Source organism: Paraburkholderia pallida, assembly GCF_004524855.1.
GTDB classification, from domain to species: Bacteria; Pseudomonadota; Gammaproteobacteria; order Burkholderiales; family Burkholderiaceae; genus Paraburkholderia; species Paraburkholderia oxyphila.
Map to the genome: position 1 here is coordinate 1,702,769 of NZ_CP038150.1, position 26,549 is coordinate 1,729,317.

General features: G+C 62.2%; 23 protein-coding genes. 13 read left to right on the forward strand and 10 right to left on the reverse strand.

Going from position 1 to position 26,549, the window contains the following annotated elements; translation table 11 throughout:
• Nucleotides 1-24 precede the first annotated feature (24 nt).
• The 4 genes from E1956_RS34040 to E1956_RS34055 form a co-directional block, all read right to left on the reverse strand.
• Complete coding sequence (locus E1956_RS34040; RefSeq protein ID WP_134757466.1) at nt 25-954, reverse strand: TauD/TfdA family dioxygenase; 930 nt, start codon at nt 952-954, stop codon at nt 25-27.
• Nucleotides 944-1,351 (reverse strand): cupin domain-containing protein, encoded by a 408-nt coding sequence (locus E1956_RS34045; RefSeq protein WP_134757468.1) that lies wholly within the window; start codon nt 1,349-1,351, stop codon nt 944-946. Before E1956_RS34045 ends, E1956_RS34040 begins: the two co-directional genes overlap by 11 nt.
• The gene (locus E1956_RS34050; RefSeq protein ID WP_134757470.1) at nt 1,348-2,190 is read right to left on the reverse strand and encodes a hypothetical protein; all 843 of its coding nucleotides are present in this window, start codon (nt 2,188-2,190) and stop codon (nt 1,348-1,350) included. The genes E1956_RS34045 and E1956_RS34050 overlap by 4 nt, the downstream gene beginning before the upstream one ends.
• A 905-nt stretch (nt 2,191-3,095) precedes the next feature.
• Nucleotides 3,096-3,395 (reverse strand): hypothetical protein, encoded by a 300-nt coding sequence (locus E1956_RS34055; RefSeq protein WP_134757472.1) that lies wholly within the window; start codon nt 3,393-3,395, stop codon nt 3,096-3,098.
• A 112-nt stretch (nt 3,396-3,507) separates the two neighbouring features.
• Here E1956_RS34055 and E1956_RS34060 point away from each other — a divergent pair, with 112 nt between their 5' ends.
• Nucleotides 3,508-4,428, forward strand: coding sequence for a LysR family transcriptional regulator (locus E1956_RS34060; protein ID WP_167760203.1), 921 nt, complete (start codon nt 3,508-3,510; stop codon nt 4,426-4,428).
• Nucleotides 4,429-4,607: 179 nt separating this feature from the next.
• On the opposite strand, the gene E1956_RS34065 is transcribed toward E1956_RS34060, so the two are convergent.
• Nucleotides 4,608-5,165 carry a winged helix-turn-helix transcriptional regulator gene (locus E1956_RS34065; RefSeq protein ID WP_134757476.1) on the reverse strand — a complete coding sequence of 186 codons (558 nt, stop codon included), beginning with the start codon at nt 5,163-5,165 and terminating at the stop codon, nt 4,608-4,610.
• 191 nt (nt 5,166-5,356) lie between these two features.
• Here E1956_RS34065 and E1956_RS34070 point away from each other — a divergent pair, with 191 nt between their 5' ends.
• The 5 genes from E1956_RS34070 (at nt 5,357) to E1956_RS34090 (ending at nt 11,349) form a co-directional block, all read left to right on the forward strand.
• Entirely contained in the window at nt 5,357-5,956 is a 600-nt protein-coding gene (locus E1956_RS34070) for a cysteine hydrolase family protein (protein ID WP_232071984.1), read from the forward strand.
• A 99-nt stretch (nt 5,957-6,055) separates the two neighbouring features.
• Complete coding sequence (locus E1956_RS34075; protein WP_167760204.1) at nt 6,056-8,914, forward strand: ATP-binding protein; 2,859 nt, start codon at nt 6,056-6,058, stop codon at nt 8,912-8,914.
• A 203-nt stretch (nt 8,915-9,117) separates the two neighbouring features.
• Entirely contained in the window at nt 9,118-9,807 is a 690-nt protein-coding gene (locus E1956_RS34080; protein WP_134757483.1) for a dienelactone hydrolase family protein, read from the forward strand.
• A gap of 33 nt (nt 9,808-9,840) precedes the next feature.
• Nucleotides 9,841-10,530, forward strand: coding sequence for an alpha/beta fold hydrolase (locus tag E1956_RS34085; RefSeq protein ID WP_134757485.1), 690 nt, complete (start codon nt 9,841-9,843; stop codon nt 10,528-10,530).
• A 123-nt stretch (nt 10,531-10,653) separates the two neighbouring features.
• A complete protein-coding gene (locus E1956_RS34090; RefSeq protein WP_134757487.1) occupies nt 10,654-11,349 on the forward strand; it encodes a dienelactone hydrolase family protein in 696 nt (231 codons plus the stop codon).
• A 95-nt stretch (nt 11,350-11,444) separates the two neighbouring features.
• Here the strand turns inward: E1956_RS34090 and E1956_RS34095 are convergent, their stop codons facing one another.
• A complete protein-coding gene (locus E1956_RS34095) occupies nt 11,445-12,149 on the reverse strand; it encodes a Crp/Fnr family transcriptional regulator (RefSeq protein ID WP_134757489.1) in 705 nt (234 codons plus the stop codon).
• A gap of 148 nt (nt 12,150-12,297) precedes the next feature.
• Here E1956_RS34095 and E1956_RS34100 point away from each other — a divergent pair, with 148 nt between their 5' ends.
• The gene (locus E1956_RS34100) at nt 12,298-13,464 is read left to right on the forward strand and encodes an alpha-hydroxy-acid oxidizing protein (protein ID WP_134757491.1); all 1,167 of its coding nucleotides are present in this window, start codon (nt 12,298-12,300) and stop codon (nt 13,462-13,464) included.
• A gap of 151 nt (nt 13,465-13,615) precedes the next feature.
• On the opposite strand, the gene E1956_RS34105 is transcribed toward E1956_RS34100, so the two are convergent.
• Nucleotides 13,616-14,557, reverse strand: coding sequence for a LysR substrate-binding domain-containing protein (locus tag E1956_RS34105; RefSeq protein WP_134757493.1), 942 nt, complete (start codon nt 14,555-14,557; stop codon nt 13,616-13,618).
• A gap of 135 nt (nt 14,558-14,692) precedes the next feature.
• Between E1956_RS34105 and E1956_RS34110 the strand changes: the two genes are divergently transcribed.
• Nucleotides 14,693-15,118, forward strand: coding sequence for a PACE efflux transporter (locus tag E1956_RS34110; RefSeq protein WP_134757495.1), 426 nt, complete (start codon nt 14,693-14,695; stop codon nt 15,116-15,118).
• Between the two features lie 262 nt (nt 15,119-15,380).
• Here the strand turns inward: E1956_RS34110 and E1956_RS34115 are convergent, their stop codons facing one another.
• Together E1956_RS34115 and E1956_RS34120 are read right to left on the reverse strand one after the other, a co-directional pair.
• Nucleotides 15,381-16,352: an alpha/beta hydrolase family protein gene (locus E1956_RS34115; protein ID WP_134757497.1), complete on the reverse strand. Its 972-nt coding sequence runs from the start codon at nt 16,350-16,352 to the stop codon at nt 15,381-15,383.
• A 520-nt stretch (nt 16,353-16,872) separates the two neighbouring features.
• Nucleotides 16,873-17,493 carry a hypothetical protein gene (locus tag E1956_RS34120; protein ID WP_134757499.1) on the reverse strand — a complete coding sequence of 207 codons (621 nt, stop codon included), beginning with the start codon at nt 17,491-17,493 and terminating at the stop codon, nt 16,873-16,875.
• A 467-nt stretch (nt 17,494-17,960) separates the two neighbouring features.
• Here E1956_RS34120 and E1956_RS34125 point away from each other — a divergent pair, with 467 nt between their 5' ends.
• From E1956_RS34125 to E1956_RS34145, 5 genes are all read left to right on the forward strand, one after another.
• Complete coding sequence (locus E1956_RS34125) at nt 17,961-18,296, forward strand: septal ring lytic transglycosylase RlpA family protein (RefSeq protein ID WP_134757502.1); 336 nt, start codon at nt 17,961-17,963, stop codon at nt 18,294-18,296.
• A gap of 422 nt (nt 18,297-18,718) precedes the next feature.
• Nucleotides 18,719-19,921 carry a nitrate/nitrite transporter gene (locus E1956_RS34130; protein ID WP_134757504.1) on the forward strand — a complete coding sequence of 401 codons (1,203 nt, stop codon included), beginning with the start codon at nt 18,719-18,721 and terminating at the stop codon, nt 19,919-19,921.
• A 46-nt stretch (nt 19,922-19,967) separates the two neighbouring features.
• Entirely contained in the window at nt 19,968-22,400 is a 2,433-nt protein-coding gene (gene nirB / locus E1956_RS34135) for a nitrite reductase large subunit NirB (protein ID WP_134757506.1), read from the forward strand.
• Nucleotides 22,401-22,420: 20 nt separating this feature from the next.
• Entirely contained in the window at nt 22,421-22,747 is a 327-nt protein-coding gene (nirD, locus tag E1956_RS34140; protein WP_134757967.1) for a nitrite reductase small subunit NirD, read from the forward strand.
• A 40-nt stretch (nt 22,748-22,787) separates the two neighbouring features.
• Nucleotides 22,788-25,481, forward strand: a complete 2,694-nt coding sequence (locus tag E1956_RS34145; RefSeq protein ID WP_134757508.1) for a nitrate reductase — start codon at nt 22,788-22,790, stop codon at nt 25,479-25,481.
• 18 nt (nt 25,482-25,499) lie between these two features.
• On the opposite strand, the gene gcvA is transcribed toward E1956_RS34145, so the two are convergent.
• Nucleotides 25,500-26,417 carry a transcriptional regulator GcvA gene (gcvA, locus tag E1956_RS34150; RefSeq protein ID WP_197732941.1) on the reverse strand — a complete coding sequence of 306 codons (918 nt, stop codon included), beginning with the start codon at nt 26,415-26,417 and terminating at the stop codon, nt 25,500-25,502.
• Nucleotides 26,418-26,549: the final 132 nt, after the last annotated feature.

The window sequence follows — 26,549 nt, forward strand, 5'->3', positions numbered from 1 at the left end:
GAGTAGGAGCGGCGCGCAGGCAAGTCAGAACGTGTGGTCAAGCGCTGGCTGCGCAAGCGCGTCCCAGATGTCGATGAGCCCTGAAGTCGAAAGCAGCGGCGAGGGTGAGATGCCGTAGGCACGCTTCAGCCAGCGACGCCCTTGAACAGATCCACGCCCATGGATGCAACGGTGGTTATTGAAAATCACGGCCTGCCCCGGCTGTAGCACCACGCGTTCGCAGAGATCTTCGTAGATGCTTTTTACCCAATTCAGGGCAGCATCGCCGTCGGGAGTCGACTGCAGATGATTCACAGCCGCCGCCCAGCGGAATTCATCGAAGCCGTCGCGTTGCCTCAAGATCACCATGTTCTTGCGCTGGATGGCATAGCCGTTCATTTCGAACGACTCGTTCTGGCGGAACGTGAAGATCGGCGACTCAAGTGCGGCTCGCACGTCTGCTGGCATCCGCGCCGTAAGGCGAGAAATCGGCAGGATCATGGTTTCGGTGCCTGACTCGTTGTTGATTCCGCAGAGCGCCAGTACCTCTGGGCGGACCGCGCGGGGCAACACCGGGTTCTCGGTGTGCAACGCAAATGGAACCCGGCCAGCGTTGGTATTGGTCGTCTCGGCTCCCTCTATCGGATACACATCGTGGAATAGCGCGCCAGACTTTTCCTGCGGGTATCCGAATACTTCCAGCCCGACGGATGTGATCAGGGTACGGAGCGTGAAGTCCGCAACGGGTGCCGCATCCTTGCCGGGCTGCCGACCGAATGACTCGGCAGGCAGGTTGTCGACCACGACCGCTGGCTGCGTGGAGTTGAAGAGCGCCTCACGCAGTTCCGCACCTGGAAAGCCTTGCTCGACCAAGGAGGCGCGCAATTGGCCAGACGTCAATGCCTGCCCCGAAAGCGCTTTCTCGGCTAGATAGTTTCTAAGCGCCGTGCTGATGCTGATGGTATCAAGTGCCATTTGGATCTTCCCCGGTGTGCGACGTCAGGTGGTCGCGCATCCGCTCTTGTGCATCCGCGCCACCCCACCAGGTGGCCAGATATTCCAGGCTTACTGTCGGGTCTTCATTCCTGATCGAATGCATTGCGAAAGGCGAGATATACAGGACATCACCTGCCGACATGCGGGTTTCTTCTCCATCAATACAGGCAATCCCCTGCCCGGAGAGGATCAGGTAGGACTCGTGCTCGTCATGCGCATGAGGCGTCTTTTCGCTCTTCGGCGCCACGCTGGCGATGGAGCAGCCCCACCAGATCGGGTCGACCTGCCGGTTCGGATACAGTCGCCTTAGCGTGACACCGTGCTGGAAGACGGTTTCATGGGTGCCGATAAAGGGGCGCAGACTCTGAGTTGTCATATACAGGCTGCCTCGTCCTTCCAGAACGCTGTCGCGAGGTCTGACATCACGATCGAGCGCTTGGACAGGTAGTCGCGGAAGACCTTCTTCGTCTGCGAGCGATCGATAGTCAGGCCGGTCACGGCGGCATACCCTTCAAGTGCGTCCACGGCGTGGAAGAAGTGCGTGCTCTCAGTGCCACCGGTATGTACGTTGACCCAGGCCATCGCTACGCTGACCTTCTCCGGTGGCAACTCGAGATACAGGGTGAACCAATCCTGGAACAGCGGCTGGATGAATTCGACCTCGGCGTGAGTGAAGATCTCGTGTGCCAACGTGAGCAGCATGGCATTCAGCAGGTTCTCGCCGAGTCGCTGCGAATCACGCCATGCCTTGAATTCCCGTGCCGAAGGCGTTGAGTATTCCTTGAGCATCCACTGCTCATCCGAGCACACAGTGGTGGCCATAGTGTGGAAGAGATCGGAATGCAGACGACCACCGAAGACTCCAAGGTCCTCGTCGGATATGCGCTGCAGGCTGTAGCAGACATCGAACAACTGCTGCGCGGCACCCGGCGTGTCTTGTCTTCGCGCCTCGAGTGTGACCCGGTTCGCAAGTCCCGACACGCTTGCGATGGAGGCGTTAGCCGCCGTCCAACCATTGAAGAAGGACCGCAGCGCATCCTTGCTGTGCGCCTGCGAGGTGAGCTCGACAAACACCTGTTCGATGTTCTTCAGCGACTCGATGTTCTCGCTGAAGACTTCGATGAGGGTGGCGCGCAGTTCCTGATTCTCCAGGCTGTCAAACACCGGCATAGCCAAGTCGTAGAGCTTGCTTCCGGTCATGGAACTGCTGGTCATATAGATTCCTTAAAGTAGATGTGTAACGCGCGACCACGCCAGGGTGCACCGATCCCATCGCGCCAATAAAAGGGCGATCCGCCGGTTGGTTTTGGCAATGCGCTGGGGCACCGGGTCTGAATCAACGCATGGCTTTTCTTCTCCATGCCTCAACAAACCTGGATTCATTTACTTGCTGCTGAAGCAGACGATTCATTGGTCGCCTTCCTGGAGATAATTCTCCAACCGCGCCCTCCGGTGCACAACCGACTGAGACGATAGTTGCGCGGTGACACATGAAGCCATTCGATAGATGGCGAGCAATGGGATGGACGTCCCCATTTATACGGAATCGATGTGCGCTAACAACTCCGCAAATAGGTAGAGGCGGCCACGTGGTTTTAGAACAGGCGAATAAGTGGAATGGAATAAGTAGAATACTCGGAGCCTGATAATGCGGAAAAATGAACCGATGAAAGTAACGAAAGGAACTGGCCGCACTCATTTACAGACTGTTACAAAACGCCCCCGAAGGCCCATACGAGGTTCAGACAATTGACACCGATCGGGGCAGCCTGTTCGCGGCGCGCACGGTCTCTGATGCAGTGCTGAGTCGAGACGCACCACTTTCGATGGCCGGCAACGCGCGCGGCCAGGCAACGCTTTCGTCGAGCAAGGACGGCGCAGCATCAAATATTAAGAGGTCTACCTGACAGCGTATAAGTCGGTCAGTCAGCCACACCCGGGCCTACATCGGCGAATTTTTCGAACTATAGAACTGGAAATAACCTCATGCGAGCTGGGAGGATCACACGCCAAATGAGGCATACTTAGGGATGCTGCCTTCGATTTAACTTTCAGCGTGTGAAAAATGCAGGAAGTCGGTCGCGCAGGTGCCCAGAATTTGCTGCGACGGTCTTCATGTCTTAAAAATCGCGAGTCGTATGCGCCGTATGCGCCGTATGCGCCGGATCACCGGTGGCAGGCTCATTGATCAGCGTATCCTTAGAATTCTTAAAAACCATCCGAACGAGCGAAGCTACCTTTCCTGAAAGCTGTTGAAAGGAACAAGGAACTCCGTCGTGACGAGTGAAGCAATTTTCAGAAGGCTTGCACATCCGATTTTCCGCTGAATTGCCGGTTTGCGGCGGTATTTGCATGAGGTAGGCATTCCACGCATCACATCTGCTGCCAAAGATCATGAAAACGATGTCAATAACACCCATCAATCTCTCGCTAAACGCGATCCAGGCTCAACAGCCTGCGAAGGCCATCAACGGGCTACTCGAATCATGCAAATTGCATTAAGAAATCCCGCGTGGGACTGGGAGAATGCGAATGAGTAAAGTCACAATGAGTCAGCTCGAAATTCTGATTGCGGTTGTGCAGGCGGGTAGCTTCAGTGGCGCTAGCTTCGAGCTGAACTGCACGCAATCGCGGATCAGCCACTCCATCTCCGAGCTGGAGCGACATGTCGGCGGTCGCTTGTTGATCCGTTCCCGAACAGGGTGCTCGCCAACGTTGCTGGGGCACCAAGTCATTGCCAAAGCGAAGCAGATCTTGTCTTTGGCCGATGAAATCAGCCAGATGAGCCGCACTGACAATGAGATCAGGGGGACAGTCCGGGTGGCCTGCATACGAAGCGTGGCGACCCATGTTTTGCCACACGTCGTCGAAGCCCTGGCCGAGCGTCATCCCGGCATTCACCTGGAGATCCTCGACAACTGCCACAGCTATGGCCAGGTCGTCGACGTGATTAGACAAGAAGGAGCCGACATCGGCATCACACGAGTGGACGCTGGCGATCTTGAAGGCGGTCGGCCATTCATTTCGGACCCGTACGTTGTCGTTGCACCGGCATCGTTAGAGTTGCAGTCGCCAGCCTGCCCGGATCAATTGGCAGACGTACCGTTCATCAGCATGCAGCAGCCTGGCTCCGAGTGGATAGTGGAACAGTGCCGCTCGGCCGGCTTTGCCAGGAGGATAGTGCGGCAGCTCTCCAGCGAGAGTGGTGTCGTGGCCATGGTGTGCCGCGGCCTGGGCTACACAGTGATACCTTGGCTCACGGCTTACCCTGACTCGATCGCCGCCCAGATACTCCCTTTGCCGTTTCCCGTGCGGCGCCAATTGACACTGCTGACCTGCAAGTCGTCTGAGAACAGCCGACAGGTGAGGATCGCCACCAAATTCATTATGGATAGGCAGTTGCTGGAAAGCACTGGCGTCTGGCGATCCAGCATTATCAAAATAGACTTCTGATAGCGGGTGGGGACGGGAACCCATCGGGCGGTTAGATGGCGAACGTCTGCAAGCGCCTCACGAAGCTTGCAATTACCCGCTTCTGTTTAGTGCGAACTCATAGATGTGACGCGTGGCCCGTATGTGGTGACGCACGGAGCTCAACCTGTTAATTCGGTTCTACCTGGCGGCATCAAAGATCAATCCTTAACAGAAACGGCATTGCGCTTTCGCGGGGCACGCCTCGAAACCTGGTTCTTCCGCTCAACAGAAAAGGCCTCCGCACGAGCGGCGCGTTCGGCCGCCCACGATGGATTGACCTGCGTTTCAACCTGGCTAAAGCTGAAAGGCAGGTCGGCTTCTTCGGGTTGCCAGTCTGCGTCGATGGTCGCGCCGGTCCGACGATGCGTCATCGTCACTGCGCTTTCAGCCTCCGGATCGAGCCCGCAGTGCCGCATTCCCCACAGGCGTAGGGTCAGCATCATCCCATCGAGCTCGCGCGTCTTCTCTGTGATGCAGTAGGCGTACCGCTTGGGGCGCTCCTGATAGAGCCGCCGCTCGATAAGTTCGTTGTCCTCCATGGTTTTGAGGCGCTGGGCGAGCAGGTTGGGCGACATTCCGGTCTGTGCCTGAATGCCGTCGAAGCGATCGTTGCCCATTCTCAGTTCGCGCAGAATCAAGATGGTCCAGCGATCCGCAATGACGGCAGCCGCACGAGCAAGGGGACAGATCGTCTCGGCGGTATCCTGTTGTTTCATCTCGATCCCTCATTAAACCCCACATTTTGAACCTGTCCGCGCAGCGAACCAAGATCGCTAACGTTCATCGGTCCAATCTTGGCCCTTTACAAGCTGTGTGACTTCAAATATTGTAGCAACACATCCAACGTACCGGAGGGATCCTCAACATGGCCAATCAATCTGCGTCCGGGCTGACGTATGAGCCCGATTTGACGGGACTGCTGATCGTCGATCCCTATAACGACTTCCTCTCGGAGGGCGGCAAGCTCTATGAACTCTGCCGCGCTACCCTGGAGGCGAACAACGTCGTCGAGCATATGCGCCAGATCCTCGCTGCGGCTCGAGCGGCGGGTGTGCAAGTCTTCATCGCCCCGCACCATCGTTGGCGCGAAAGCGATCTGCACAATCACTGGAAGACTATTCCGCCCATCGGGGCCGCCACCGACAAGGGGCGTGTCTTTGCTGACGGGACCTGGGGCGGAAGTTTTCACCCTGATTTCGAACCGCGCCCCGGTGAGATCGTCGCGCAGGAACATTGGCTCTCGAGCGGGTTCGCCAACACGGATCTAGACTTTCAGCTCAAGAAGCATGGCCTGCGCAAGGTCATCGTGATTGGCATGCGCGCGAACACCTGCATTGAATCCACCGTTCGTTTTGCGGCCGAGCTGGGCTACGAAGTCACGCTCGTGAAGGATGCCATCGGCAGCTTCGGACAAGCCGAGATGGACGCCTCGCTACAGTTCAACATGCCGGCTTATGCATGCGCCATTGTCTCGACTGACGAAATCATCGGCAAGCTCTCAGTTTGAGGATCCGCTGGTGCAGCACGATGTCGAGGACGTCGCCGGGCGCAGCCAACGCTCGCATCTGCGGTTACGCTGTCTCCCGTACCCATCGCGGAGTTCGACGTGCACCCCAATGCTCTCTCCCCGAATGACGGCATCGCGTTTGGCCCGTTCTTGCTGCTTCCGGCACGGCGCGAGCTATTGAAGGACGGCGAATCGGTCGCGATAGGCAGTCGCGCGCTCGAAGTCCTGATCGCGCTTGTCGAGCGCCACGGTGAAACGGTGGAGAAGCGCGATCTGATTGGCAGGATCTGGCCGCGGACTGTCGTTGAAGACTGCAATCTGAAAACCCACGTGGCGGCGCTGCGCAAAGCCCTGCAGGACGATGGGCACGAGCATCGCTACGTGGTGAACGTACCGGGCCGGGGCTATTGCTTCGTTGCCGCCATCGAGTACATCGGGCGCGCGCCCCCGTCCGCGCCGCTCACCAACGAACTCCAGCCGGCGTTGCGCATCCCGTCCCGGCTCAGGCGCCTCGTCGGGCGCGAAAGCGCGATCGAGACGATTGGCTCGAAGCTTCTCGACGCGCGTATCGTGACGATCGTCGGACCCGGTGGAATCGGCAAGACGACCGTCGCGCTGGCCATCGCGCACCAACGTCGGGCCGAGGCGGGCGGGCTGGTGAGCTTTGTCGATCTCGCACCGCTAAGCGGAGCGGCGCTGGTGCCAAGCGCGCTCGCCACGGCGCTCGGCAGCGGCGTCCGCTCGGACAACCCGATTCCAAGCCTCGTTGCGTGGCTCGCCGGCAAGCGCATGCTGATCGTCCTCGACAGTTGCGAGCACGTGATCGACGCGGTTGCGTCGATGGCCGCCGAACTGCTCGAGGGCGTGCCCGATCTGCAGATCCTTGCCACGAGCCGCGAGCCGATCAAGGTGACGGGCGAGGTCCTGCATCGTCTGCCCCCGTTGAGCACCCCCACGGTGTCGGATGCACTGACCGCGTCGAGTGCCATGGGCTACGCGTCGATCGAACTCTTCGTGGAGCGCACCTCCGAGCGTCTCAGCACGTTCCAGCTTGGCGACCCGGTTGCGCCCGTTGTCGCGGATATCTGCCGAAGGCTCGACGGCAATCCTCTCGCCATCGAGCTTGCCGCGGGACGTGTTGATGCTTTCGGCGTGCAAGGGGTGTCGTCTTTGCTGACTGACCGCTTTGCGCTGTTGACAGGGGGACGGCGCGACGCGCCAGCGCGTCAGCAGACCTTGATGGTCACGCTCGACTGGAGTTACGACCTGCTCCCGGAAGTCGAGCGCATTGTCTTCCGGAGGCTGGGCATCTTCGCAGGCTACTTCGATAGGGAGGCGGCCGCCCGGGTAGCCGCGTACGATGCCGTCACTGCCGCGGACATGCTTGGCATCGTGGCGAATCTCGTCGACAAGTCACTGGTCTCTGCCGATATCAACAGCGGCATGACCCGCTACCGACTGCTTGATACGACGGTTGCGTACGCACGCAAACGCCTTCTCGATCTCGGCGAATTCGACGAGCTGGCGAAGCGGCACGCGACCTGGTATCTGCAACTTCTGCAGCAGACGGAGGAAGCCGATCAACAACCCCTGGACGGTATTCAACGCGGTGCGCGAGGCAACGTGGCAGACAATGTCCGCGCTGCGCTCGACTGGGCCTTGACCGGGGGAGGGGATCTGAATCTCGGTATCCAGCTATCGATCGCGTCGGTTCCGCTTTGGCTGAGGCTCTCGCTGATGAACGAGTGCCGGATCCGCATTTATCGCGCGATCGAGGCCATGGCCGCTGCGAAGATCGACGATGAGTGGATCGACATGCAACTCCAGACCGCACTCGGCGTGGCCTTGTATTCGATCGGACCCGGTCCTGAAGCGAGATCGGTCTGGACCAGGGTCCTGCAGATTGCCGGGCGGCTCGACAACACGGACTATCGCCTGCGTGCGCTTTGGGGGCTTTGGGTCGACACGGTCACGGGCGATAACCACGCAACCGGGCTGACCCTTGCGAAGCAGTTTGCGCAGCTTGCCTCGAAGGTGGACGATTCGCTCGCATGGTTCGTTGGCGACCGGCTGGTGGGGACCTCGCTCTATTTCCTGGGTGAGCAGGGCGAGGCGCGGACGCACTTCGAGCGGATGCTGAGCCGGCCGCCCGCTGCGAGCCATCAATCGCAGATCCGTCGCTTTCAGTTCGATCAGATCGTGGCCGGCCGAGGCTTTTTTTCGCGGATTCTCTGGGTGCAAGGCTACCCCGATCAGGCGTTTCGCGAAGCCCAGGCCAGCGTCGATGAGGCATTGGCCCACCGGCATTCTTTGTCGCTGTGCTACGCGCTTGGACAGTCCGCGTGCGCTGTCGCGCTGCTCGTCGGCGACTTCGAGGCCGCCCGGCGCAACGTCCAGTTGTTGATCGAGCACGCCGCGAGGCACGAATTGCGGCTATGGCAGAGCATGGGCCGTTGCTTCAGTGGCATTCTTCAAATCAAGCTTGGCCACAAAAGCGCGGGAATCGAACTCCTTTCGCAAGCGATCAATGAGCTTCGCAACGCCGGGTTCGCGCTGTATCACACGACTGCGCTCTGCGAGTTCAGTGCCGCGCTCGGAAGCATCGGTGAACTGCACGCGGCGCAGCGTGCAGTTGATGAGGCGCTCGAGCAATCGTCGCGAAACGATGAGCGGTGGTGTCTGCCGGAGTTGCTGCGCACCAAAGGCGAGCTATTGCTTGCGCAGTTGGGTACGAGCGCGGCGCCGGCCGCCGAAGCTCTTTTTCAACGATCACTTCAACTCGCCCTGCGCCAGGGCGCGCGCGCCTGGCAGCTTCGCACGGCTTCGAGCCTCGCGAAGTTGCACCGCGAAACGCCCGATCACGCATCCCACGCGTTGCTCGCGCGCACGCTCGAGTGGTTCACGGAAGGATTGAAAACGCCTGACCTCATGGAGGCGAAAGCGCTGATGGACAGATAGTCGAGCCGGCGCCGATCCCGGCGTGCCTCGACCGCTCCAGCGGCGCGATGGATCGCCATTCACCACGATTCACCGCGATTCACTGACGCCCGCATCCGCCAGCGGCTAGCCTAGGTCGTGCGATCCGCAAGCGCATCCTCGGACCGTATGGCGTGTCGTGCGTCCGCAGGACGGTCGCCGCGCGCGTGCAAAGGGAGGTGGCCATGGCGTCGAGCGTCGAAGTCCTTGTGCCCGACGGGACCTTTTACGCCTATCTGGCCGAACCCGTTTCGGTGCCGGCGCCTGCCGTGGTGGTCGTGCAGGAAGCGTTCGGCGTCAATGCCGACCTTCGCATGACCTGCGACGAGCTCGCATCGAAAGGGTTCATCGCCGTGAGTCCCGATCTGTACTGGCGTCAACAGCCGCGCGTCGAGCTGTCCGACAAGACCGACTGGCCGCAGGCGCTCGCGTTATACGCGGCGCTCGACCTCGACAAGGCCGTTTCCGACCTGCAAGCGACGATCGAGCAGGCGCGCGCGATGACCTGGTGCACCGGGCGCGTTGGCGTGGTCGGGTTCTGCCTCGGCGGGCTGCTGGCCTATCTGGTCGCTGCGCGCGTTGGCGTCGATGCAGGCGTCGGCTATTACGGCGCAAGAACGGATGAATTCCTCGGCGAGGCGAGGGCGGTGCGTGGGCCGCTGCTGATGCACTTCGGCGATCAGGACGAGTCCATCGGCCCCGCCGCGCAGAAGGCGATCCGCGATCGCCTCACGCCGCTCGGTGTCGAGATTCGGACTTATGTTGGCTGCTCGCACGCGTTCGCGCGCCATGACGGTGCGCATTTCGACGCCGGGGCGGCCGCGAAGGCCAGCGTGAGAACCGTTGAATTCCTCAACCAGCATCTTTTTGAGTGAGGGGCGCGCAAGCACTCACCTTAGGAGAGCACGATGAAGCCAAGTATCGTATTCGCGCACGGCATCTGGGCCGATGGGTCCTGCTTTCAGAAGCTGATCCCGACGCTGAAGGCGGAGGGGCACGACGTGATGGCGGCGCAATATGGCCTCGATACGCTCAAAGGCGATGTCGACGCGACCGTCCGCACGATCGCACGCGTAGAAGGCCCGGTGGTGCTGGTCGGCCACTCCTACGGCGGAACGGTCATCACCCATGCCGGCATGGATCCCAGGGTCGCTGCGCTGGTGTATATCGCCGCCCTGGGCCCGGATGAGACCGAGACGTCGCAGGGGCAGCAGGACAAATTCCCGAAGACCGAAGTCTTCAACCACATCGAGGTGGCCAACGGCCGCGTCTGGCTGAAGCATTCCGGGCCGGCCGCGTTCGCTCAGGATCTGTCGCCGGAAGAGCAGGAGATCGTCTATGCGACCCACTTCGCGCCGGCGCTCGACCTCTTCAACCAGAAGCACGAGGGGATCGCCTGGCGCACGAAGCCGAGTTGGTCGATCGTCGCCACGGAGGACCGAACCGTCCATCCGGACCTGGAACGTTTCGCAGCGAAGCGCATGGGTGCTACGACCGTCGAGCTCAAGGCCAGCCATGTGCCGATGCTCTCACAGCCGCAGGCTGTGCTCGACGTCATCCGCAAGGCCTGTGCGGCGGTCGCCGCCGCGCAGGGATAGGCGCTCCGGGGCAGCGCTTCAGCCCGGCTGGCCACCGCCTGGCGAGCGCGCCGAAGCGCTGCGTGTGACGTTCCGGCGAGCTCGGCGGGACGCCGGGAAGTTTCGTCGTTAAAGGAGAAAGCGATGGAAAGCCGTATCGTCATCGAGGGCCGGGAGGGTGCCTTTGGAGCCTATATTGCGCGGCCGGCCGATCTACCCGCGCCGGCTGTCGTGGTGCTGCAGGAAGTGTTCGGGGTCAACGCCGATATCCGCAAGCATTGCGATGAACTGGCCGGCCTGGGCTTCATCGCAGTGGCGCCCGATCTGTACTGGCGACAAGAGGCCGGCGTCGACCTCGACGTCAGGTCAGAACCTGACTGGCAGCATGGACTGCGTCTCTATCAAGCCTTCGACCGGGACGCCGGCGTGAGGGACATCGAGGATACCGTCACGACCACGGCGGGGCTACCCGAGTGCACCGGGAAGGTCGCCGTGCTGGGCTATTGCCTGGGAGCCCTGATGGCCTTTCTCACCGCGGTCCGCTCCGAGGTTGATGCCGCCGTGGCCTACCACGGCGGCGACACCGAACGATACCTTGATGAGGTGGGCGGCCTTCATGCGCCACTGCTGATGCACCTGGGGGAGGAGGACGAGTTCATCTCCAGGCCTGCTCAGGAGGCGATCAAGGCGGCGCTCGCGGGCAAACCGGATGTCGCGGTCTACAGCTACCCCGGCCAGCGCCACGCGTTCTCCCGCAACAACGGCGCCCACTACGATGCCGCCGCTGCCGCCCTGGCCAACGGTCGAACCCGCGACTTCCTGAACCGCGAGCTTCGGTGATCCTTGTCGATCCAGGCTGCTCGCCCTGTCGGCGAGCGGCAGGATTCGACTTGCACCCTGAGGACCGGACGGCTTCCGCCATATCGTTGGCATCTCTAGGCGGATGGGCTAGATTCCGCCGCCGCTCGCAACCGTGCAATATCCAGGATCGTGATCTCGCCGAGCCTCAGACTGACGATCTCTTGGCGTTCGAGTTCCTTCAAGACCTGATTGGTCGTTTGTCGCGACAGCGACACCATCGAAGCGAGGCTGCTCTGCGAAAGCCTGATCGTACTCTTCGTCTCGACGAGGCCGTCATACCCACCGGCGATCATCAGCAAGCGGCCTGCGACGCGCTGCGCCGCGGATAGCACCGTCAGCGCCTGGGTGGTCTTGTACACCACCCTCAGGCGATGTGCCATCAACTGGGCAAAATCGCACCAGTACCGGGGCGTGGCATCCAGCAGACTGCGCAATGCGCCCTCCGGCACTTGCAGCACCAGTGCCCGGCTGACGGCGATCGCGTCGTACGCGCGCGGAAGCCCATCGAACAGGGATACCTCCCCGAACCAGGCGGTTGGACCGAGCACGGCGAGCAACGCTTGCTGGCCGTCCACACCGACCATCCCCATTGCAAGCGCACCGTCGAGCACCGCGTACAAGCAACGAGAGGCGTCGCCACACCGGAAAAGCGCTTGCCCTTTGTTCAGGCGGACCAGGCTGGCATTTTTCATCAGATGGTCCTGTAACTCGACGGGCAAGCCGCGGAACCACGTAGTTGATTCGAGTTGTCGGCGATATCGGTTCGGCATGGGTTCCATTTGTGTGTCCACTTGTCGGCTTCTTGACAGCTTCCGGGCGCGATTCCATGCATGATCTGTGCACGCCTCCAGCGATGCAACCGGCCAGCCCCGGGATATCAAGTTACGCCATCCTGGGCCCATCTCCTTCAACATGTGCAGGCTTGCCATGAATCAATTCGGTGACTACCAGAACGAAATCTACTTCAACGGCCTGCGGGGCATTAAACCGAGCCTCCCGGTAAACTTTAAGCTGCTTGAAGAACGCGCAAGCGCGGCGCTGCCGCAGTCAGTCCTCTCTTATGTGCAAGGCGGCTGCGGCGACGAGTCCACTCAGCGCCGCAACGTCGAAGCTTTCGCGGAGTGGGGGCTCGTACCGCGGATGCTGGTCGATACGCGTGTCCGCGATCTGTCTGTCGACGTCTTCGGAAAGCGGTACAAGTCGCCGCTGATGTTGTCCCCGATCGGCGTGATCGGAGCTTGTGCGCAGGACGGCCATGGCGATATCGCCACGGCGAAGGCAGCCGCAGCGACGGGCGTGCCGATGATCGCCTCCACGCTCATGAATGACCCGCTCGAAACGGTCGCGCAAGCCCTGGCTGGCGGCGATGCCTTCTTTCAGCTCTACACGCCCAAAGATCGTGATCTTGCAGCGAGCTTCGTTCGCCGGGCCGAGGCGGCCGGCTACAAAGGGATCGTCGTGACCCTGGACACCTGGCTCACAGGTTGGCGTCCGCGGGACCTCAACGACAGCAACTTTCCCCAACTGCGCGGTGTCGCGCTCGCGAACTACTTCTCGGACCCTCATTTCCGCACCAGGCTCGCGGTGCCGCCAGAAGAGGATATCGCCGCTGCTGTACAGTATTGGGCGTCCGTCTTCGGGCAGACCGTCACGCTGGAAGAGCTGGCCTGGCTGCGCTCGCTCACGAGCTTGCCGTTGATCGTCAAGGGCATCCAGCATCCGGACGACGCGAAGCGGGCGATCGATGTCGGCGTCGACGCCATCTACTGCTCGAATCACGGCGGCCGCCAGGCCAATGGAGGGATTGCGTCGATCGATCTGCTTCCGGCGCTCGTTGCCGCGTGCGGGGACGTTCCGGTCTGGTTCGATTCCGGCATCCGTTCGGGCACCGACGTGGTCAAGGCGCTTGCCATGGGAGCCAGTATGGTCGGCATCGGCAGACCCTATGCTTACGGCCTGGCGCTGGGCGGCACGCCTGGCATCGTCCACGTCGTCCGCTCGATCCTGGCTGAGGCAGATCTGCTAATGGCGGTCGACGGACTTCCCGACATCGCGGCAGTGCGAGCTGCTGGCGTGCGCCGCACGCGCCCGTAGTTCGGCGAACGTTGCTGGCTCATTCACCAATGCCTTCGCTATTGCCGAACTGTTCGCTCGTGACCGCGAGCGACCGGTTCGGCGCAAAAGAAGCGGCCGCGGGTTTCGCGTGGCTCAACTGCAAAGCCTCCCGGCCGGCATGATCAAACGTTCAGCCGGGTTTCGCTCCGCCCATCCACGCAGCAGACATCTCGCTAATGGATCGACGCGTAATCTCAATCTCTTGAGCGAGCCAATCGAGAAATATCCGGACACAGGGCGTTCGCTCATGTCCGGCCCGGCAGAGCGCCACATACCGCGTGCCTGCTAGCCGAACGGATAGCTGCATCGGAACCAATGCGCCCGACGCGACGTGCTCGGCAACCAGCACAGAGCTGGCGAGCGCGGCACCCTGGCCGTGCAGCACCGCCTGTAGCGCATAATGCTCATCGTCGTAGTGCCGAAACACGGCGCGCCGCAGCCAGTCCCCCCGACCCGCTGCCGCACACCACGACGGCCAGTCGACTCCAGCCGGCGCGGGTGTGTCCCATTGCATCGCGATCAGATTGAGCACACCGTCGCATGAGTGTGGGTCGAAGTCCTTCGCGGCATATGCACTGAAATACTCGTCAAGCAGTACGGTTTGGAATAGTCCAGGATAGTCACGCGAACTGCACCGGATCGCGAGATCGATCGTCGCGTCACGGTCGAGATCGACCAACGTATTGCTAGTCTCGATCTTGATGTGCAGTTGCGGTGCAACGCGCTGGAATCGCCCGAGGCGCGGAATCAGCCACATCGACGCGAAGGCCGGCGTGGTCGCCACAACGAGCGTCTGCTCTGCGGCGACGGGGCGTAGCGCGTCGAGACTGCGGCCGAGCGCGACGAACGCGTCGTGACATGAGCGAAATAGCTGCTCGCCTTCGCCAGTGAGACGCACGCCACTCGCGTCGCGCGTGAACAACATCACGCCTATCCGGCTCTCCAGCGACTTGATCTGATGGGAGATGGCCGCAGGCGTCACGGCCAGCTCGTCCGCCGCGGCTTTGAAGGTGCCGAGCCGCGCCGACGACTCGAACACCCGTAATGCAGTTAGGGGAATCTTCGAGAACACAACGCTCCGCAGTTGAATTCGTTTGAACCTGGCTGAGATTATTTCATTTGCGTTGCATGTGCAACCGCTCTAACCTTGCCCTGGCCCGATATCCCACGTCGGCGCATATTCGATATCTATTCCACGAGTCACGATATGCAAGGCATTTCCAGAAAGATCGCGCAGGCCATCCTCTACGAAGCGATTGCGGCGTGCTGCGTTGCGCCGACGCTGTCGATCGCCTACCACAGGGATCTCGCGTATTCGGGTGCACTGTCGCTCGCGATAGCGCTCATCGCAATGCTCTGGAATATGGCCTTCAATGCGACGTTCGAGTGGTGGGAATCAACGCGCGCCGATCGCACACGCACGGTCTGGCGACGCATCCTCCATTCGACCGGCTTCGAAGGTGGACTCACGTTGATCCTCGTGCCGCTCGTGTCGTGGTGGTTGAACATCACGTGGTTCGATGCGCTGGTGGTTGACGTGGGGCTGTTCGTCTTCTTTTTTCTCTATTCGTTCGCGTTCCAGTGGGCATTTGATAGCCTCTTTGACGTGCCGAATTCGGCGAATGAAGCATGAGTACGCCTGACGGTCGGCCGCCCGGTCATGCGACTCGCCCGTCACTGGAAAGTCGGCTAGACCGCCAATAACGGTCATTTCATTGACAGCGGTTCAAAGGGGAGGAATGGGTCGACTACGGCTAACCGTGTCGGGCGGTAGCCGGACAGGAGTGGACCTTTGACCTTGCTACCTGGATCGCTGACAAGCACTGCGTAGTCAAGCCGTTGTGACTTTCTGTGCGGCCAGCGAATCGCTTCTCCTCTGCAGCACAGAACGTCTTCTACTCAGGGTTATGCGTGTCTGTCAGGTACTGACGAAAAAACACGAGCACCTCGGGGTTGAATACTTTGTGAAAAGAGATACGGTCGAAGTCCGCTCTATCAGCACAGATTTCTCGTGCGGACTGCATGAATTCAACCGAACAGGGTGTCATGAAGGAAAAGTGCTGGGAATGGGGCACGAAGTGAACATCCGGTTTCGTCGGCATTTCGCCGACGATGTTCGCAACGCTCTCTGGCGTCACACCGCCCCCGCCAAGCTCAGATCTCCAAAGTTGTACGGGTATCTTCACATTGGAAAAACTATCTTTCGTGAAAAAGATGCTAACTGGATCGGCAATCACAGCCGCCTTGATACGCGGATCATGAACGAGTTCAGGGAGTTCTCCTTTGTGAACCTGATCGCAGAGCGGCGTGTCCACCCCATCACATAGACGCAAACTCTTTCCGAAATACGGGTTAGCGCCGGCAGCGACCAGCCCAGTGTATCCACCGCGCGAGAAACCGAAAATGCCGATGTCGTTCGCGTTGATTCTGGCTGCGGCGGGCCACGAGCCAAGCATGAAGTCGATCAAACGCTTGATATCGGCTGGCCGCTCGACGAATACCGAGAAATCATTGGTCCGGGTGTTGTCCATCGCATTGTCACCGGGATGGTTTATCGCAGCGACCACGAAACCCGCATCTGCTAACGCTTCGGCCGTGTCATTATGGTCGAGGAAAGTGCCGCCCCTACCGTGCGATATGACGACAAGCGGTAGTTTCTCGCCCGTGACTGGACAATCCTTGGCAACAGACAGCACGAACGGGCCCACTTTCTCGTCGCCTGGCGTTTGATTACACGGATACCAGACGGCTCCGTTGAGGGGCTGAAGCGATCCGCTACCCGGAATCTCAATGAGTCGAAAACCGGCTGCGTGCGCCAGTGAGGCTGCAAGACATAAGGCAGCGAAGAGAAAGCTGAAACGGAACATTTTTTTCTTCCCGGTTTGTCAATCCAGTACGCTCCGATTTCAGCCTCGATGTTACATGAGTCATTGCGGACGCAACCTTGACTCTCCCGAGCGGAGCACGTCAAGCGGGGAAAAACTATCGCTTGTGGCGGGTCGGCTGCAGATTCAGGATCGTCGACGATCGGGGAGCTAGCGCGCATGCGACTACAAACGACAAGGGCATAGTCGATGACGAAAAGAAACATTCCGAATGCCGCGGCAGAAGATGCACCCGGCATTACGCAGCCGAAAAACGATGTGGTCGTCACACGCGAATCGCAGTCTTCCAACCACTACTCAATCACACGACACGCCCTGGTTGACGTTGCCGAGTTGCCGGTCCGACGCTAGTGCCGGCCCTGACACGAACTCCCTGCTGCCCGTGACCGAACGGCGGCGCTTACGAATGATCTCCACGAGGTTGCCGCCTCAAGAGGTCAGAGAACCTGAAAGCCGTATTCGACGCTCCGTGTGGACGCAGGACGCGGACACACGACTTGCTTCAAGTCCAACTCCTCGGTTTGTATTGCGCCCAGAGATTCTTGATCTCCTGAGACTGCTCCCATGGGGGAACGCATGGCTTGCCGTTCAGCCAGAACTGAACATGCTCTTGCACGCCTGCCTTGTCTTTGTTGCGGTAGATCCAGCGCAACTCTGCATTAGTAATGGCGCGTTGCTTCTTTATCCAGTCCGGCTTTCCGGACTCGAAGTTTGGTCCCTTAAACTGAGACTCGTCTTCGTAGTCTTTCAGGGGAATTGTGAAGTGCGTTTCGCCCATCATCTCATCGAGGCAGAAGTGCACATCGATACCCTTTACCAACGTCGCCCACTGCAATCCACCTTTCGATTTAACACGCCAGTGCGGCCAGAGGTACTTGCCTGCGTCGACACCGACCTTGTATTTGTCATGTTGACCGAGCCAGTTCTTGAATTCAGCACTCATCGGCGGAAGCTGGTTGCCGCTTGGCACATCGCCTACGTCGTAATGGTTAATCTTGTGACCGTGTTGAGACTCGGGGGGAGCGCCGAGCATCTGCATCAAAGCGTCACGCGGCTTTGCCAGGCCATAGAACAAATCGGTATCACCAGCCGTGTCCTTGAACTTCTGCGGGTCAAATGGCATGTCTACATTCTCCCATCGTCAGCGGAACGGTAGTCAATGCTCCGGTCAATTGTCGTTGTAGTCAAGGGATTTTCGGCGTTTCATCTGGACTGGCCAGCCTTTCGTAGACGTCTTCAAACCATCATTTACGGCAACCGGGGAGGTCGGTATGAGCGGCAAGCGGTACACGGATTGAATACCGGCCGTCACCCAAGGCCGAACGGCTGTCCACGAAAAGCCGGTTTGAATGTCCGATCCGGTTCGTTGCATGTCGCCTAAAATACTGTCAAGGCGTTGCACAACCCGGGGCACGCCGCCAACACGAACTTTTGGAGACCGCTCGAACTGACGGGTGGCATATGGTGCGATCGCTTCACTATTGGGAAATCTTGGGAATCTGCGCGTTGCTCGCCGCTTGCGGGCAGCTTCCGCCCTCGCATACCGTGTGCAGTACTAATTCATGCCGCCCTCGGCACGAGCACGAGCGGTTGCAATCCGGCGAGGCGTCATGGTATTCGGCGACCTTCCAGGGCCATCTGACCGCTAACGGAGAGCGCTACGATAGCGGCGCCTTGACGGCCGCCCATCGAACATTGCCGCTCGGCAGCTATGTGCGCGTCAGATCGTTGGCTACCGGAAAAACGGTTGTGGTTCGCATCAACGATCGCGGACCTTACGTCAACGGCCGGATCATCGATCTCTCTTACGCCGCTGCACAAGCCTTGGGTTTGCCTGACGCGCGGTCGATGCGCGTGCAGATTGAACGTGTGGACAAGGCACAGGCGGGGTCGGATGAGGACGGAACCTTGACGACAGAGCGCTGAGGTCCGCGAGGGCGCTCTGAGCCAGTCGCTTCGACTGGACCGATACCGCGCTCGCGCCCCCCCACGACGATGCGTGCTGCGCCGCGCGAGTGCGCGAAACGGGCCCGTCGCACTGCTGCGGTGCAAAAATTCTCCAGCCAGAATGGTGCATGGCCGTGAAATCGCTTGATGGATAAGGGTTTCACAACTTCTGGCACGCACGTTGCTTAGTGATTCTCGTGCCCGGCAACGAAGCCGGGTTCGCGAATCGCAGGGAATCGCGCGACCCATCAAGGACGCGCAATCGCATACCCGGACAACGGCGTCCTCTCGTGCTCAGGCACGGGCGGACGCCGTTTTTATTTGGTCGAGCAATGGCGCTGCGACGTTGGCCACCCCGTTTGACGATGAAGACGGTGCGGCCTGACGACGGAACTCCCAACATGGATCGCAGCTTCTGGCGCAGTGGTCACACCCCGACGCTCTTCTCGGCCTTCTTCTATTTCGACCTCAGTTTCATGGTCTGGTATCTGCTTGGCCCGCTGCAGATCCAGATCGCCAAGGCACTCGAGTTGAGCACGCAGCAACGCGCGATGATGGTCGCCGTGCCGATCCTGGCTGGCGCGTTGTTGCGCCTGCCGATGGGCATGCTGGCCGACCGCATCGGCGCGAAGCGCACTGGCCTGCTCGGCCAGACCGTCGTGATCGCGACACTGCTGGCGGCCTGGCAACTCGGCATCCACAGCCTGCATCAGGCGCTCGTGCTGGGTGTGTGCCTCGGCGTGGCCGGTTCGTCGTTCGCGGTTGCGCTGCCGCTTGCCTCGCGCTGGTATCCGCCGCAGCACCAGGGCACGGCGATGGGGATCGCCGGCGCGGGCAATTCGGGCACGGTGCTGGCCGCGCTGTTCGCGCCGGCACTGGCGATTGCCTACGGCTGGACGAACGTGTTCGCTTTCGCCTGCCTCCCGCTCGTCTGCGTGTTCGTGTTCTACGCGGCCTGCGCGAAGGATGCGCCGGGCGCCGCGCAGCACAAGCGCATTGGCGACTACGCGCGCATGCTGCGCAATCCCGACGCCTGGTGGTTCATGTTCTTCTACGCGCTCACGTTCGGCGGCTTCTCGGGCTTCGCCAGCTCGCTGCCGGGCTACTTCCACGACCAGTTCGGCTTCGACCCGAAGATGGCCGGCTGGGCCACGGCCGCCTGCGTGTTCGCGGGCTCGGCGATGCGTCCAGTCGGCGGCGTGCTGGCCGACCGCATCGGCGGCACGCGCTCGCTGCTGGGCGTGTATGGCGCGGTCGCGGTGCTGATCGGCATCGCGGGCTATGGCGCCGCCACGCCGGGCGCGTCGCTCGCGCTGTTCCTCGTCGCGATGCTGTGTCTCGGTGCCGGCAACGGCGCGGTGTTCCAGCTCGTGCCGCAATGCTTCGGCAAGGACATCGGCGTGATGACGGGGCTGATCGGCATGGCGGGCGGCGTGGGCGGCTTCGCGCTCGCATCGAGCCTCGGTGCGGTCAAGCAGGCCACTGGTTCGTATGCCGAAGGATTGTGGTTGTTCGCCGGTCTCGCGCTGGCCGGCTGGATCGGGCTTTCGTATGTCAAGCGCCGCTGGCGCGAGGCCTGGACCGGCGCAGTCGCGCGCGTGTGAGCCACGGTTACCGTTCATCTGATTCGCAATTCGAGGACATCCCATCATGAACAAGCCCCGTCTCGTCGTGATCGGCAACGGCATGGCCGGTATTCGCACGATCGAAGAACTGCTCACGCTGGCGCCCGATCACTACGACATCACGGTGTTCGGCTCGGAGCCGCATCCGAACTACAACCGGATCCTGCTCTCGCCGGTGCTGGCCGGCGAGCAGAATTTCAAGGACATCGTTCTGAATCCGCTGTCGTGGTACGAGGAGAGCGGGATTCACCTGCACCTGGGCAAGACGATCGAACGGATCGAGCGCAACAACCGCATGGTGGTCGCCTCCGATGGCACCCAGGTGCGCTACGACCGCCTGCTGATCGCGACCGGCTCTTCCCCGTTCATCCTGCCCGTGCCGGGCAAGGACCTGAAGGGCGTGATCACGTACCGCGATATCTACGACACCGAGGCGATGATCGAGGCGGCCAAGGTGAAGCGGCACGCGATCGTGATCGGCGGCGGCCTGCTCGGGCTCGAAGCGGCCAATGGCCTGAAGCTGCGCGGCATGGACGTGACGGTCGTGCATCTGGCCGAGACGCTGCTCGAGCGCCAGCTCGACACGACTGCGGGGACGCTGCTGCAGAAGTCGCTCGAAGAACGTGGCCTGAAGTTCCTGCTCTCGACTTCGACGAGCGAGATTCTCGGCAACGAGGCCGGTGAGGTCGCCGGCGTGCGCTTCAAGGACGGCAGCGAGATTCCGGCCGACCTCGTCGTGATGGCGGCTGGCATCCGCCCGAATACGACGCTGGCGGAAAGCGCGGGCCTGCATTGCAACCGCGGCATCATCGTCAACGACACGCTGCAGACGTTCGACCCGCGCATCTACGCGGTGGGCGAATGCGTGAGCCATCGCGGCGTTGCCTACGGGCTTGTTGCGCCGCTGTTCGAGCAGGCCAAGGTCTGCGCGAACCACCTCGCGCTGATGGGGATCGGCACGTACAAGGGCTCGGTGCTCTCGACCAAGCTCAAGGTGACGGGGATCGACCTGTTCTCGGCCGGCGACTTCCTCGGCGGCGAGGGCACCGAGGAGATCGTGCTCTCGGATCCGGCGGGCGGCGTGTACAAGAAGCTCGTGATCAAGGACGACCAGCTCGTGGGCGCCTGCCTCTACGGCGATACGGCCGATGGCGCGTGGTACTTCAAGCTGTTGCGCGAGGGCCGCAAGCTCGGCGACCTGCGCGATCACATCATGTTTGGCGAGACCAGCGTGGGCGACGTTGGCGTGGCCGGCCACAACCGCGCGGCGACGATGGCCGACACCGACGAGGTGTGCGGCTGCAACGGCGTGAGCAAGGGCGCGATCGTCAAGGCGATCACGGAGAAGGGCCTGTTCACGCTCGACGAGGTGAAGAAGCACACCAAGGCCGCGAGTTCGTGCGGCTCGTGCGCGGGCCTGTGCGAGCAGATCCTGATGAGCACGGTGGGCACCGACTTCCAGGCCACGCCGAAGACCAAGGCCGTGTGCGGCTGCACCGACTTCAGCCACGACGACGTGCGCCGCGCGATCCGCGAGCACAAGCTGCTCACGCACAACGCGGTCTTCGACTTTCTCGAATGGCGCACGCCGAACGGCTGCGCGACCTGCCGCCCGGCCATCAACTATTACATGCTCTCCACGTGGCCGCGCGAGGCCGTGGACGATCCGCAAAGCCGCTTCGTCAACGAGCGTGTGCACGCGAACATCCAGAAGGACAACACCTTCTCGGTGGTGCCGCAGATGAAGGGCGGCGTGACGACGCCCGACGAGCTGCGCCGCATCGCGGACGTGGCCGACAAGTACCACATCCCGATGGTCAAGGTCACGGGCGGCCAGCGCATTGACTTGCTCGGCGTGAAGAAGGAGGACCTCGTCAACGTGTGGAAGGACCTCGGCATGAAGTCGGGCCACGCGTACGGCAAGTCGATCCGCACCGTGAAGACCTGCGTGGGCGCTGAATTCTGCCGCTTTGGCACGCAGAACAGCACGCAGATGGGCATTGACCTCGAGACCATGCTGGCCAACATGTGGTCGCCGCACAAGGTCAAGCTGGCCGTATCGGGCTGCCCGCGCAATTGCGCCGAAGCCGGTATCAAGGACGTCGGCGTGATCGCGGTCGACAGCGGCTGGGAGCTCTACGTTGGCGGCAACGGCGGGATCAAGACCGAGGTCGCGCAGTTCCTCGTCAAGGTCAGGACGTCCGAGGAGGTCAAGGAATACACGGCCGCTTTCCTGCAGCTCTATCGCGAGGAAGCGCATTACCTCGACCGTACGGTGCACTACCTGGAGCGCGTGGGCATGGAGTACGTGAAGAAGCGCGTGGTCGACGACGAAGCGGGCCGCCGCGCGCTGTACGAACGTCTGCTGTATTCGCTCGAAGGCCTGGCCGACCCGTGGGAGGCGCGCATTGGCGGCGTGCAGCAGCGCGAGTACATCCCCATCAAAGCCATTGCCTGAGCCGAGGATCGAACATGAACATGCCTCTCACCGAGATCGAGAACTGGACGCGCGCGTGCGAAGTCGAGGACATCCCGCGCCTGGGTAGCCGCGTGCTCGAGCGCGCGGCTGGCAACATCGCGGTCTTCCGCAACTCGCAGGACCAGGTCTTCGCGCTGCTCGACCGCTGCCCGCACAAGGCCGGTGCCCTGTCGCAAGGCATCGTCCACGGTAACACCGTGACCTGCCCGCTGCATGCATGGAACATCGCGCTCGACACCGGGCACGCCTGCGCGCCCGACGAGGGCTGCACGCAGCGCTTTCCCGTCAAGGTGGAAGGCGGCGAAGTCTTCATTTCGCTCGATTGAGCGTGCCGCAATGCCGTAATCGATTCAAGAGACCCGCGCCATGAAAACCGTTACCCGTTCCACCTGTTGCTATTGCGGCGTCGGCTGCGGCGTGCTGATCGAAAGCGAGGACGGCCGCATCACCGGCGTCGAGGGCGACCCCGATCATCCGGCCAACTTCGGACGACTCTGCACCAAGGGCCGCACGCTGGCGCAGACGGTGCGCAGCACGAGCGGACGCGCGCTGCGTCCGGAAATCCGCACGACGCGCACGGCCGCGCGTGAGAGCGCCGACTGGGACAGCGCGCTCGATCTGGTCGCGCAACGCTTCGCCGACGTGATCGAGCGGCACGGCCCCGACGCAGTGGCGTTTTATGTTTCCGGCCAACTGCTTACCGAGGACTACTACGTTTTCAACAAGCTGGCCAAGGGCCTCGTGCGGACCAACAACATCGACACGAACTCGCGGCTCTGCATGTCGAGCGCCGTGACGGGCTACAAGATGGCGTTCGGCGCGGACGGCCCGCCAACCTGCTACGACGATCTCGAACACGCGCGCACGGTGCTGTTCGCGGGCAGCAACATGGCCTATGCGCATCCGGTGCTGTTCCGCCGGCTGGAAGAGGCGAAGGCGCGCGATCCTTCGGTGCGCTGGATCGTTGTCGATCCGCGCCGCACCGACATGGCCGCGATGGCCGACCTCCATCTCGCGATCGAGCCGGGCACCGACGTGGCGCTCTTCAACGGCATGCTCCATCACCTGATCTGGGAAGGTCTGGTCGACCGCGACTATGTGAATGCGCATACCAGCGGCTTCGATGCGCTCAAGGCGCTGGTGCGTGAATACACGCCGCGCCTCGCGGCGGAGATCTGCGGCGTGGACGAGCGCGACGTGATCCGCGCGGCGGAGTGGTTTGGCCAAAGCCCTGCCGCGCTCTCGCTCTATTGCATGGGCCTGAACCAGTCGAGCCACGGCACGCAGAAGAATCTCGCGCTGATCAACCTGCATCTGGCCGCGCGCCAGATCGGCCGGCCCGGCGCGGGGCCGTTCTCGCTGACCGGGCAGCCGAACGCGATGGGCGGGCGCGAGGTGGGCGGCATGGCGACGATGCTGGCCGCGCACCGCGATATCGACAACCCGGCGCACCGGGCCGAGCTGGAGGCGCTGTGGGGCGTGAGCGGGCTGTCCGCGCGCCCCGGGCTGCCGGCGGTGGAGATGTTCGACGCCGTGCGGCGCGGCGAGATCAAGGCGCTCTGGATCGCCTGCACGAACCCGGTCCATTCGCTGCCCGATATCGCCGGTGTGCGCGAGGCGCTGGAGAAGGCGGAGTTCGTTGTCGTGCAGGAGGCCTTCACGCAGACCGACACGGTTCCTTATGCCGATGTCCTGCTGCCCGCGTCGAGCTGGGGCGAAAAGGCCGGCACGGCGACGAATTCGGAGCGGCGCATCTCGCGCGTGCGCGCGGCGGTGGACGCGCCCGGCGAGGCGAAGGCCGACTGGTGGATCGCGAACGAGGTCGCGCGCCGGCTCGCGCGGCACCTGCACGCCGACGAGGACCTGTTCGGCTTCGCCACGCCGCAGGCTGTCTTCGACGAGCATCGCCTGCTGACGGTGGGCCGCGACCTCGACATTGGCGGACTCTCTTACGAGCGTCTCGAAAGCGATGGGCCGCAGCAATGGCCCTTCGTGGCGGGCGCGAGCACAGGCGCGGCACGCCGCTACGAGAACGGTGTGTTCGCAACCGGCGACGGACGCGCACGCTTCAATCTCACACCGTACCGGCCCGTCGCCGAGCCCGTCGATGCGCGCTATCCGTTCCGGCTCGTGACCGGTCGTCTGCGCGACCAGTGGCACGGCATGAGCCGCACGGGCCGTGTAGGCGCGTTGTTTGCGCATGCACCCGAACCCGCGCTCTCGATGAACCGCGCCGACGCCGCGCGGCGCGGGATCCGCGAAGGCATGCTGGTCAGCGTGGCCAGCCGGCGCGGCGCGCTGGTGCTGCCGGTGCAACTCACCGACGACGTTGCCTCCGGTACCGTGTTTGCGCCGATGCACTGGAATGGGCAGTTCCTGAACAGCGGCGGCATCAACGAGACGACGATCCCGGCAGTCGATCCCTACTCCAAGCAGCCCGAACTAAAACACGCTGCGGTTTCGGTTCAGGCCATCGATCTGCCGTGGCGGCTCTCCGCCGCGCGCCGCTGCGACGACGCGCTGGCCCTGCAGGCCGCCGTCCAGCCGCTGATGGCCGAGCGCCGCTACGCGTCGCTGCGCATCGAGACCGCCGACGACGGCTGCGAAGTGCTCGTCGTCACGGCCGCCGACGCCGTGCCCGACGCGGCCTGGATCGAGCGCCTGCACGACGCGCTCGGCCTGGCACGCGACCTGAACCTGCTCGAGTACCGCGACGCGCGGCGCGGGCATCAGAAGCGCGTCGTCTGGCGCGACGCGCTGGTGCACGGCTACCTGCTCTCGGGCGACGCGAACGGCGCGGCCGGCCTGCTTGCGCGGCTGCGCGCCGGTGAGCCGTGGCAGGGTCCGCGCCATGCGGTGTTCGTCGACGGCCCGCGCGTCCAGCGCGAGCGCATCGTCTGCAACTGCAAGCAGGTGACGGAGACCCAGATCGTCGAGGCGATCGCGTCGGGCGCGGATCTCGCCGCGCTCAAGTCGGTGCTCGGTTGCGGCAGTGTGTGCGGGTCGTGCGTGCCCGAGATCCGCCGCCTTTACGACAAGGCCCCGAGCGCGGCCTTGTGAGCGGGCGGCACAGCGCGCTCAACTGGCATTGACGACTCCGGGCAAGCCTTCCCCGAGCTCCTCGAACAGCCAGTCCTGAAAGCTCTTCAGCTTCGGTAGATCCGCGCGCGATTTCAGCAGGTTGAGGGTGTAGCCATTCACCCTCAACCCCTCCAGCCCCAACGGCGCGACCAGCGTGCCGGCCTCCAGCTCGCGCTGCACGAGCAGCAGGCTCTCCAGACACACGCCCATGCCGTCGGCGGCGGCGCTGATCGCCATGAACGAGCGGTCGAAGCGCGGCCCGCGCGTGATGTCGAGCACGACCTTGCGATGCAGGCGCATCCAGTCGCGCCAGCCGACGAGACAGCCCTCGCTATGAATGAGAGTGTGATGGCGCAGGTCCGCGACCGTGCGGATCGGATGCTCGCCGTTCGCGAGGCGCGGCGAGCAGAGCGGCACGATGGTTTCGAGCGGCAGGTCCAGCACCATCGTGCCCGCCGGCTGCAAGCGCCGCGCGCCGTAGCGGATGTCGATATCGACCGATTCCTTGATGAGGTCCACGGCCGCCGACGACGCATTGAGCCGCACGTCGATATCCGGATGCAGCGCGCTGAAGCGCGCGAGCCGCGGCATCAGCCATTGCGTCGCGATGCTCGGCGTGGCGTGCACCGTGAGGATGTCGCTCTTCTCCACGCGGCCGATGTCGCGCGTGGCCTTGTCGATGCGCGCGAACGCCGCGCCGATTTCCTCAGCATATTGACGGCCCGTGTCCGTGAGGACCACCGCGCGATGCACGCGGTGAAACAGACGCACCCCCAACTGGTCCTCCAGCAGCTTGATCTGATGGCTGATCGCCGAGGGCGTGACGAACAGTTCTTCTGCTGCGAATGCGAACGACGAGAGCCGCGCGGCGGCCTCGAAAGCCTGTATGGACTTGAGTGTGATGCGATTGTGCATGGCAGCATTCACATGAATTGACTTCAACAATAGCCCACTTTAATTCGTTTGAGCGAACGTATTCAAGCCGATACGCTTGTTTCATTCGCGGCACCACGGAATCAAGGGATTACCCGGAGCCGCGAACGAGAC

What these genes read in the sequence shown, in the direction of transcription:
- E1956_RS34040 (WP_134757466.1), bottom strand. Translation starts at nt 954, where the DNA reads ATGGCACTTGATACCATCAGCATCAGCACGGCGCTTAGAAACTATCTA.
- E1956_RS34045 (WP_134757468.1), bottom strand. Translation starts at nt 1,351, where the DNA reads ATGACAACTCAGAGTCTGCGCCCCTTTATCGGCACCCATGAAACCGTC.
- E1956_RS34050 (WP_134757470.1), bottom strand. Translation starts at nt 2,190, where the DNA reads ATGACCAGCAGTTCCATGACCGGAAGCAAGCTCTACGACTTGGCTATG.
- E1956_RS34055 (WP_134757472.1), bottom strand. Translation starts at nt 3,395, where the DNA reads ATGGGTGTTATTGACATCGTTTTCATGATCTTTGGCAGCAGATGTGAT.
- E1956_RS34060 (WP_167760203.1), top strand. Translation starts at nt 3,508, where the DNA reads ATGAGTAAAGTCACAATGAGTCAGCTCGAAATTCTGATTGCGGTTGTG.
- E1956_RS34065 (WP_134757476.1), bottom strand. Translation starts at nt 5,165, where the DNA reads ATGAAACAACAGGATACCGCCGAGACGATCTGTCCCCTTGCTCGTGCG.
- E1956_RS34080 (WP_134757483.1), top strand. Translation starts at nt 9,118, where the DNA reads ATGGCGTCGAGCGTCGAAGTCCTTGTGCCCGACGGGACCTTTTACGCC.
- E1956_RS34085 (WP_134757485.1), top strand. Translation starts at nt 9,841, where the DNA reads ATGAAGCCAAGTATCGTATTCGCGCACGGCATCTGGGCCGATGGGTCC.
- E1956_RS34090 (WP_134757487.1), top strand. Translation starts at nt 10,654, where the DNA reads ATGGAAAGCCGTATCGTCATCGAGGGCCGGGAGGGTGCCTTTGGAGCC.
- E1956_RS34095 (WP_134757489.1), bottom strand. Translation starts at nt 12,149, where the DNA reads ATGGAACCCATGCCGAACCGATATCGCCGACAACTCGAATCAACTACG.
- E1956_RS34100 (WP_134757491.1), top strand. Translation starts at nt 12,298, where the DNA reads ATGAATCAATTCGGTGACTACCAGAACGAAATCTACTTCAACGGCCTG.
- E1956_RS34110 (WP_134757495.1), top strand. Translation starts at nt 14,693, where the DNA reads ATGCAAGGCATTTCCAGAAAGATCGCGCAGGCCATCCTCTACGAAGCG.
- E1956_RS34115 (WP_134757497.1), bottom strand. Translation starts at nt 16,352, where the DNA reads ATGTTCCGTTTCAGCTTTCTCTTCGCTGCCTTATGTCTTGCAGCCTCA.
- E1956_RS34120 (WP_134757499.1), bottom strand. Translation starts at nt 17,493, where the DNA reads ATGCCATTTGACCCGCAGAAGTTCAAGGACACGGCTGGTGATACCGAT.
- E1956_RS34130 (WP_134757504.1), top strand. Translation starts at nt 18,719, where the DNA reads ATGGATCGCAGCTTCTGGCGCAGTGGTCACACCCCGACGCTCTTCTCG.
- nirB (WP_134757506.1), top strand. Translation starts at nt 19,968, where the DNA reads ATGAACAAGCCCCGTCTCGTCGTGATCGGCAACGGCATGGCCGGTATT.
- nirD (WP_134757967.1), top strand. Translation starts at nt 22,421, where the DNA reads ATGCCTCTCACCGAGATCGAGAACTGGACGCGCGCGTGCGAAGTCGAG.
- E1956_RS34145 (WP_134757508.1), top strand. Translation starts at nt 22,788, where the DNA reads ATGAAAACCGTTACCCGTTCCACCTGTTGCTATTGCGGCGTCGGCTGC.
- gcvA (WP_197732941.1), bottom strand. Translation starts at nt 26,417, where the DNA reads ATGCACAATCGCATCACACTCAAGTCCATACAGGCTTTCGAGGCCGCC.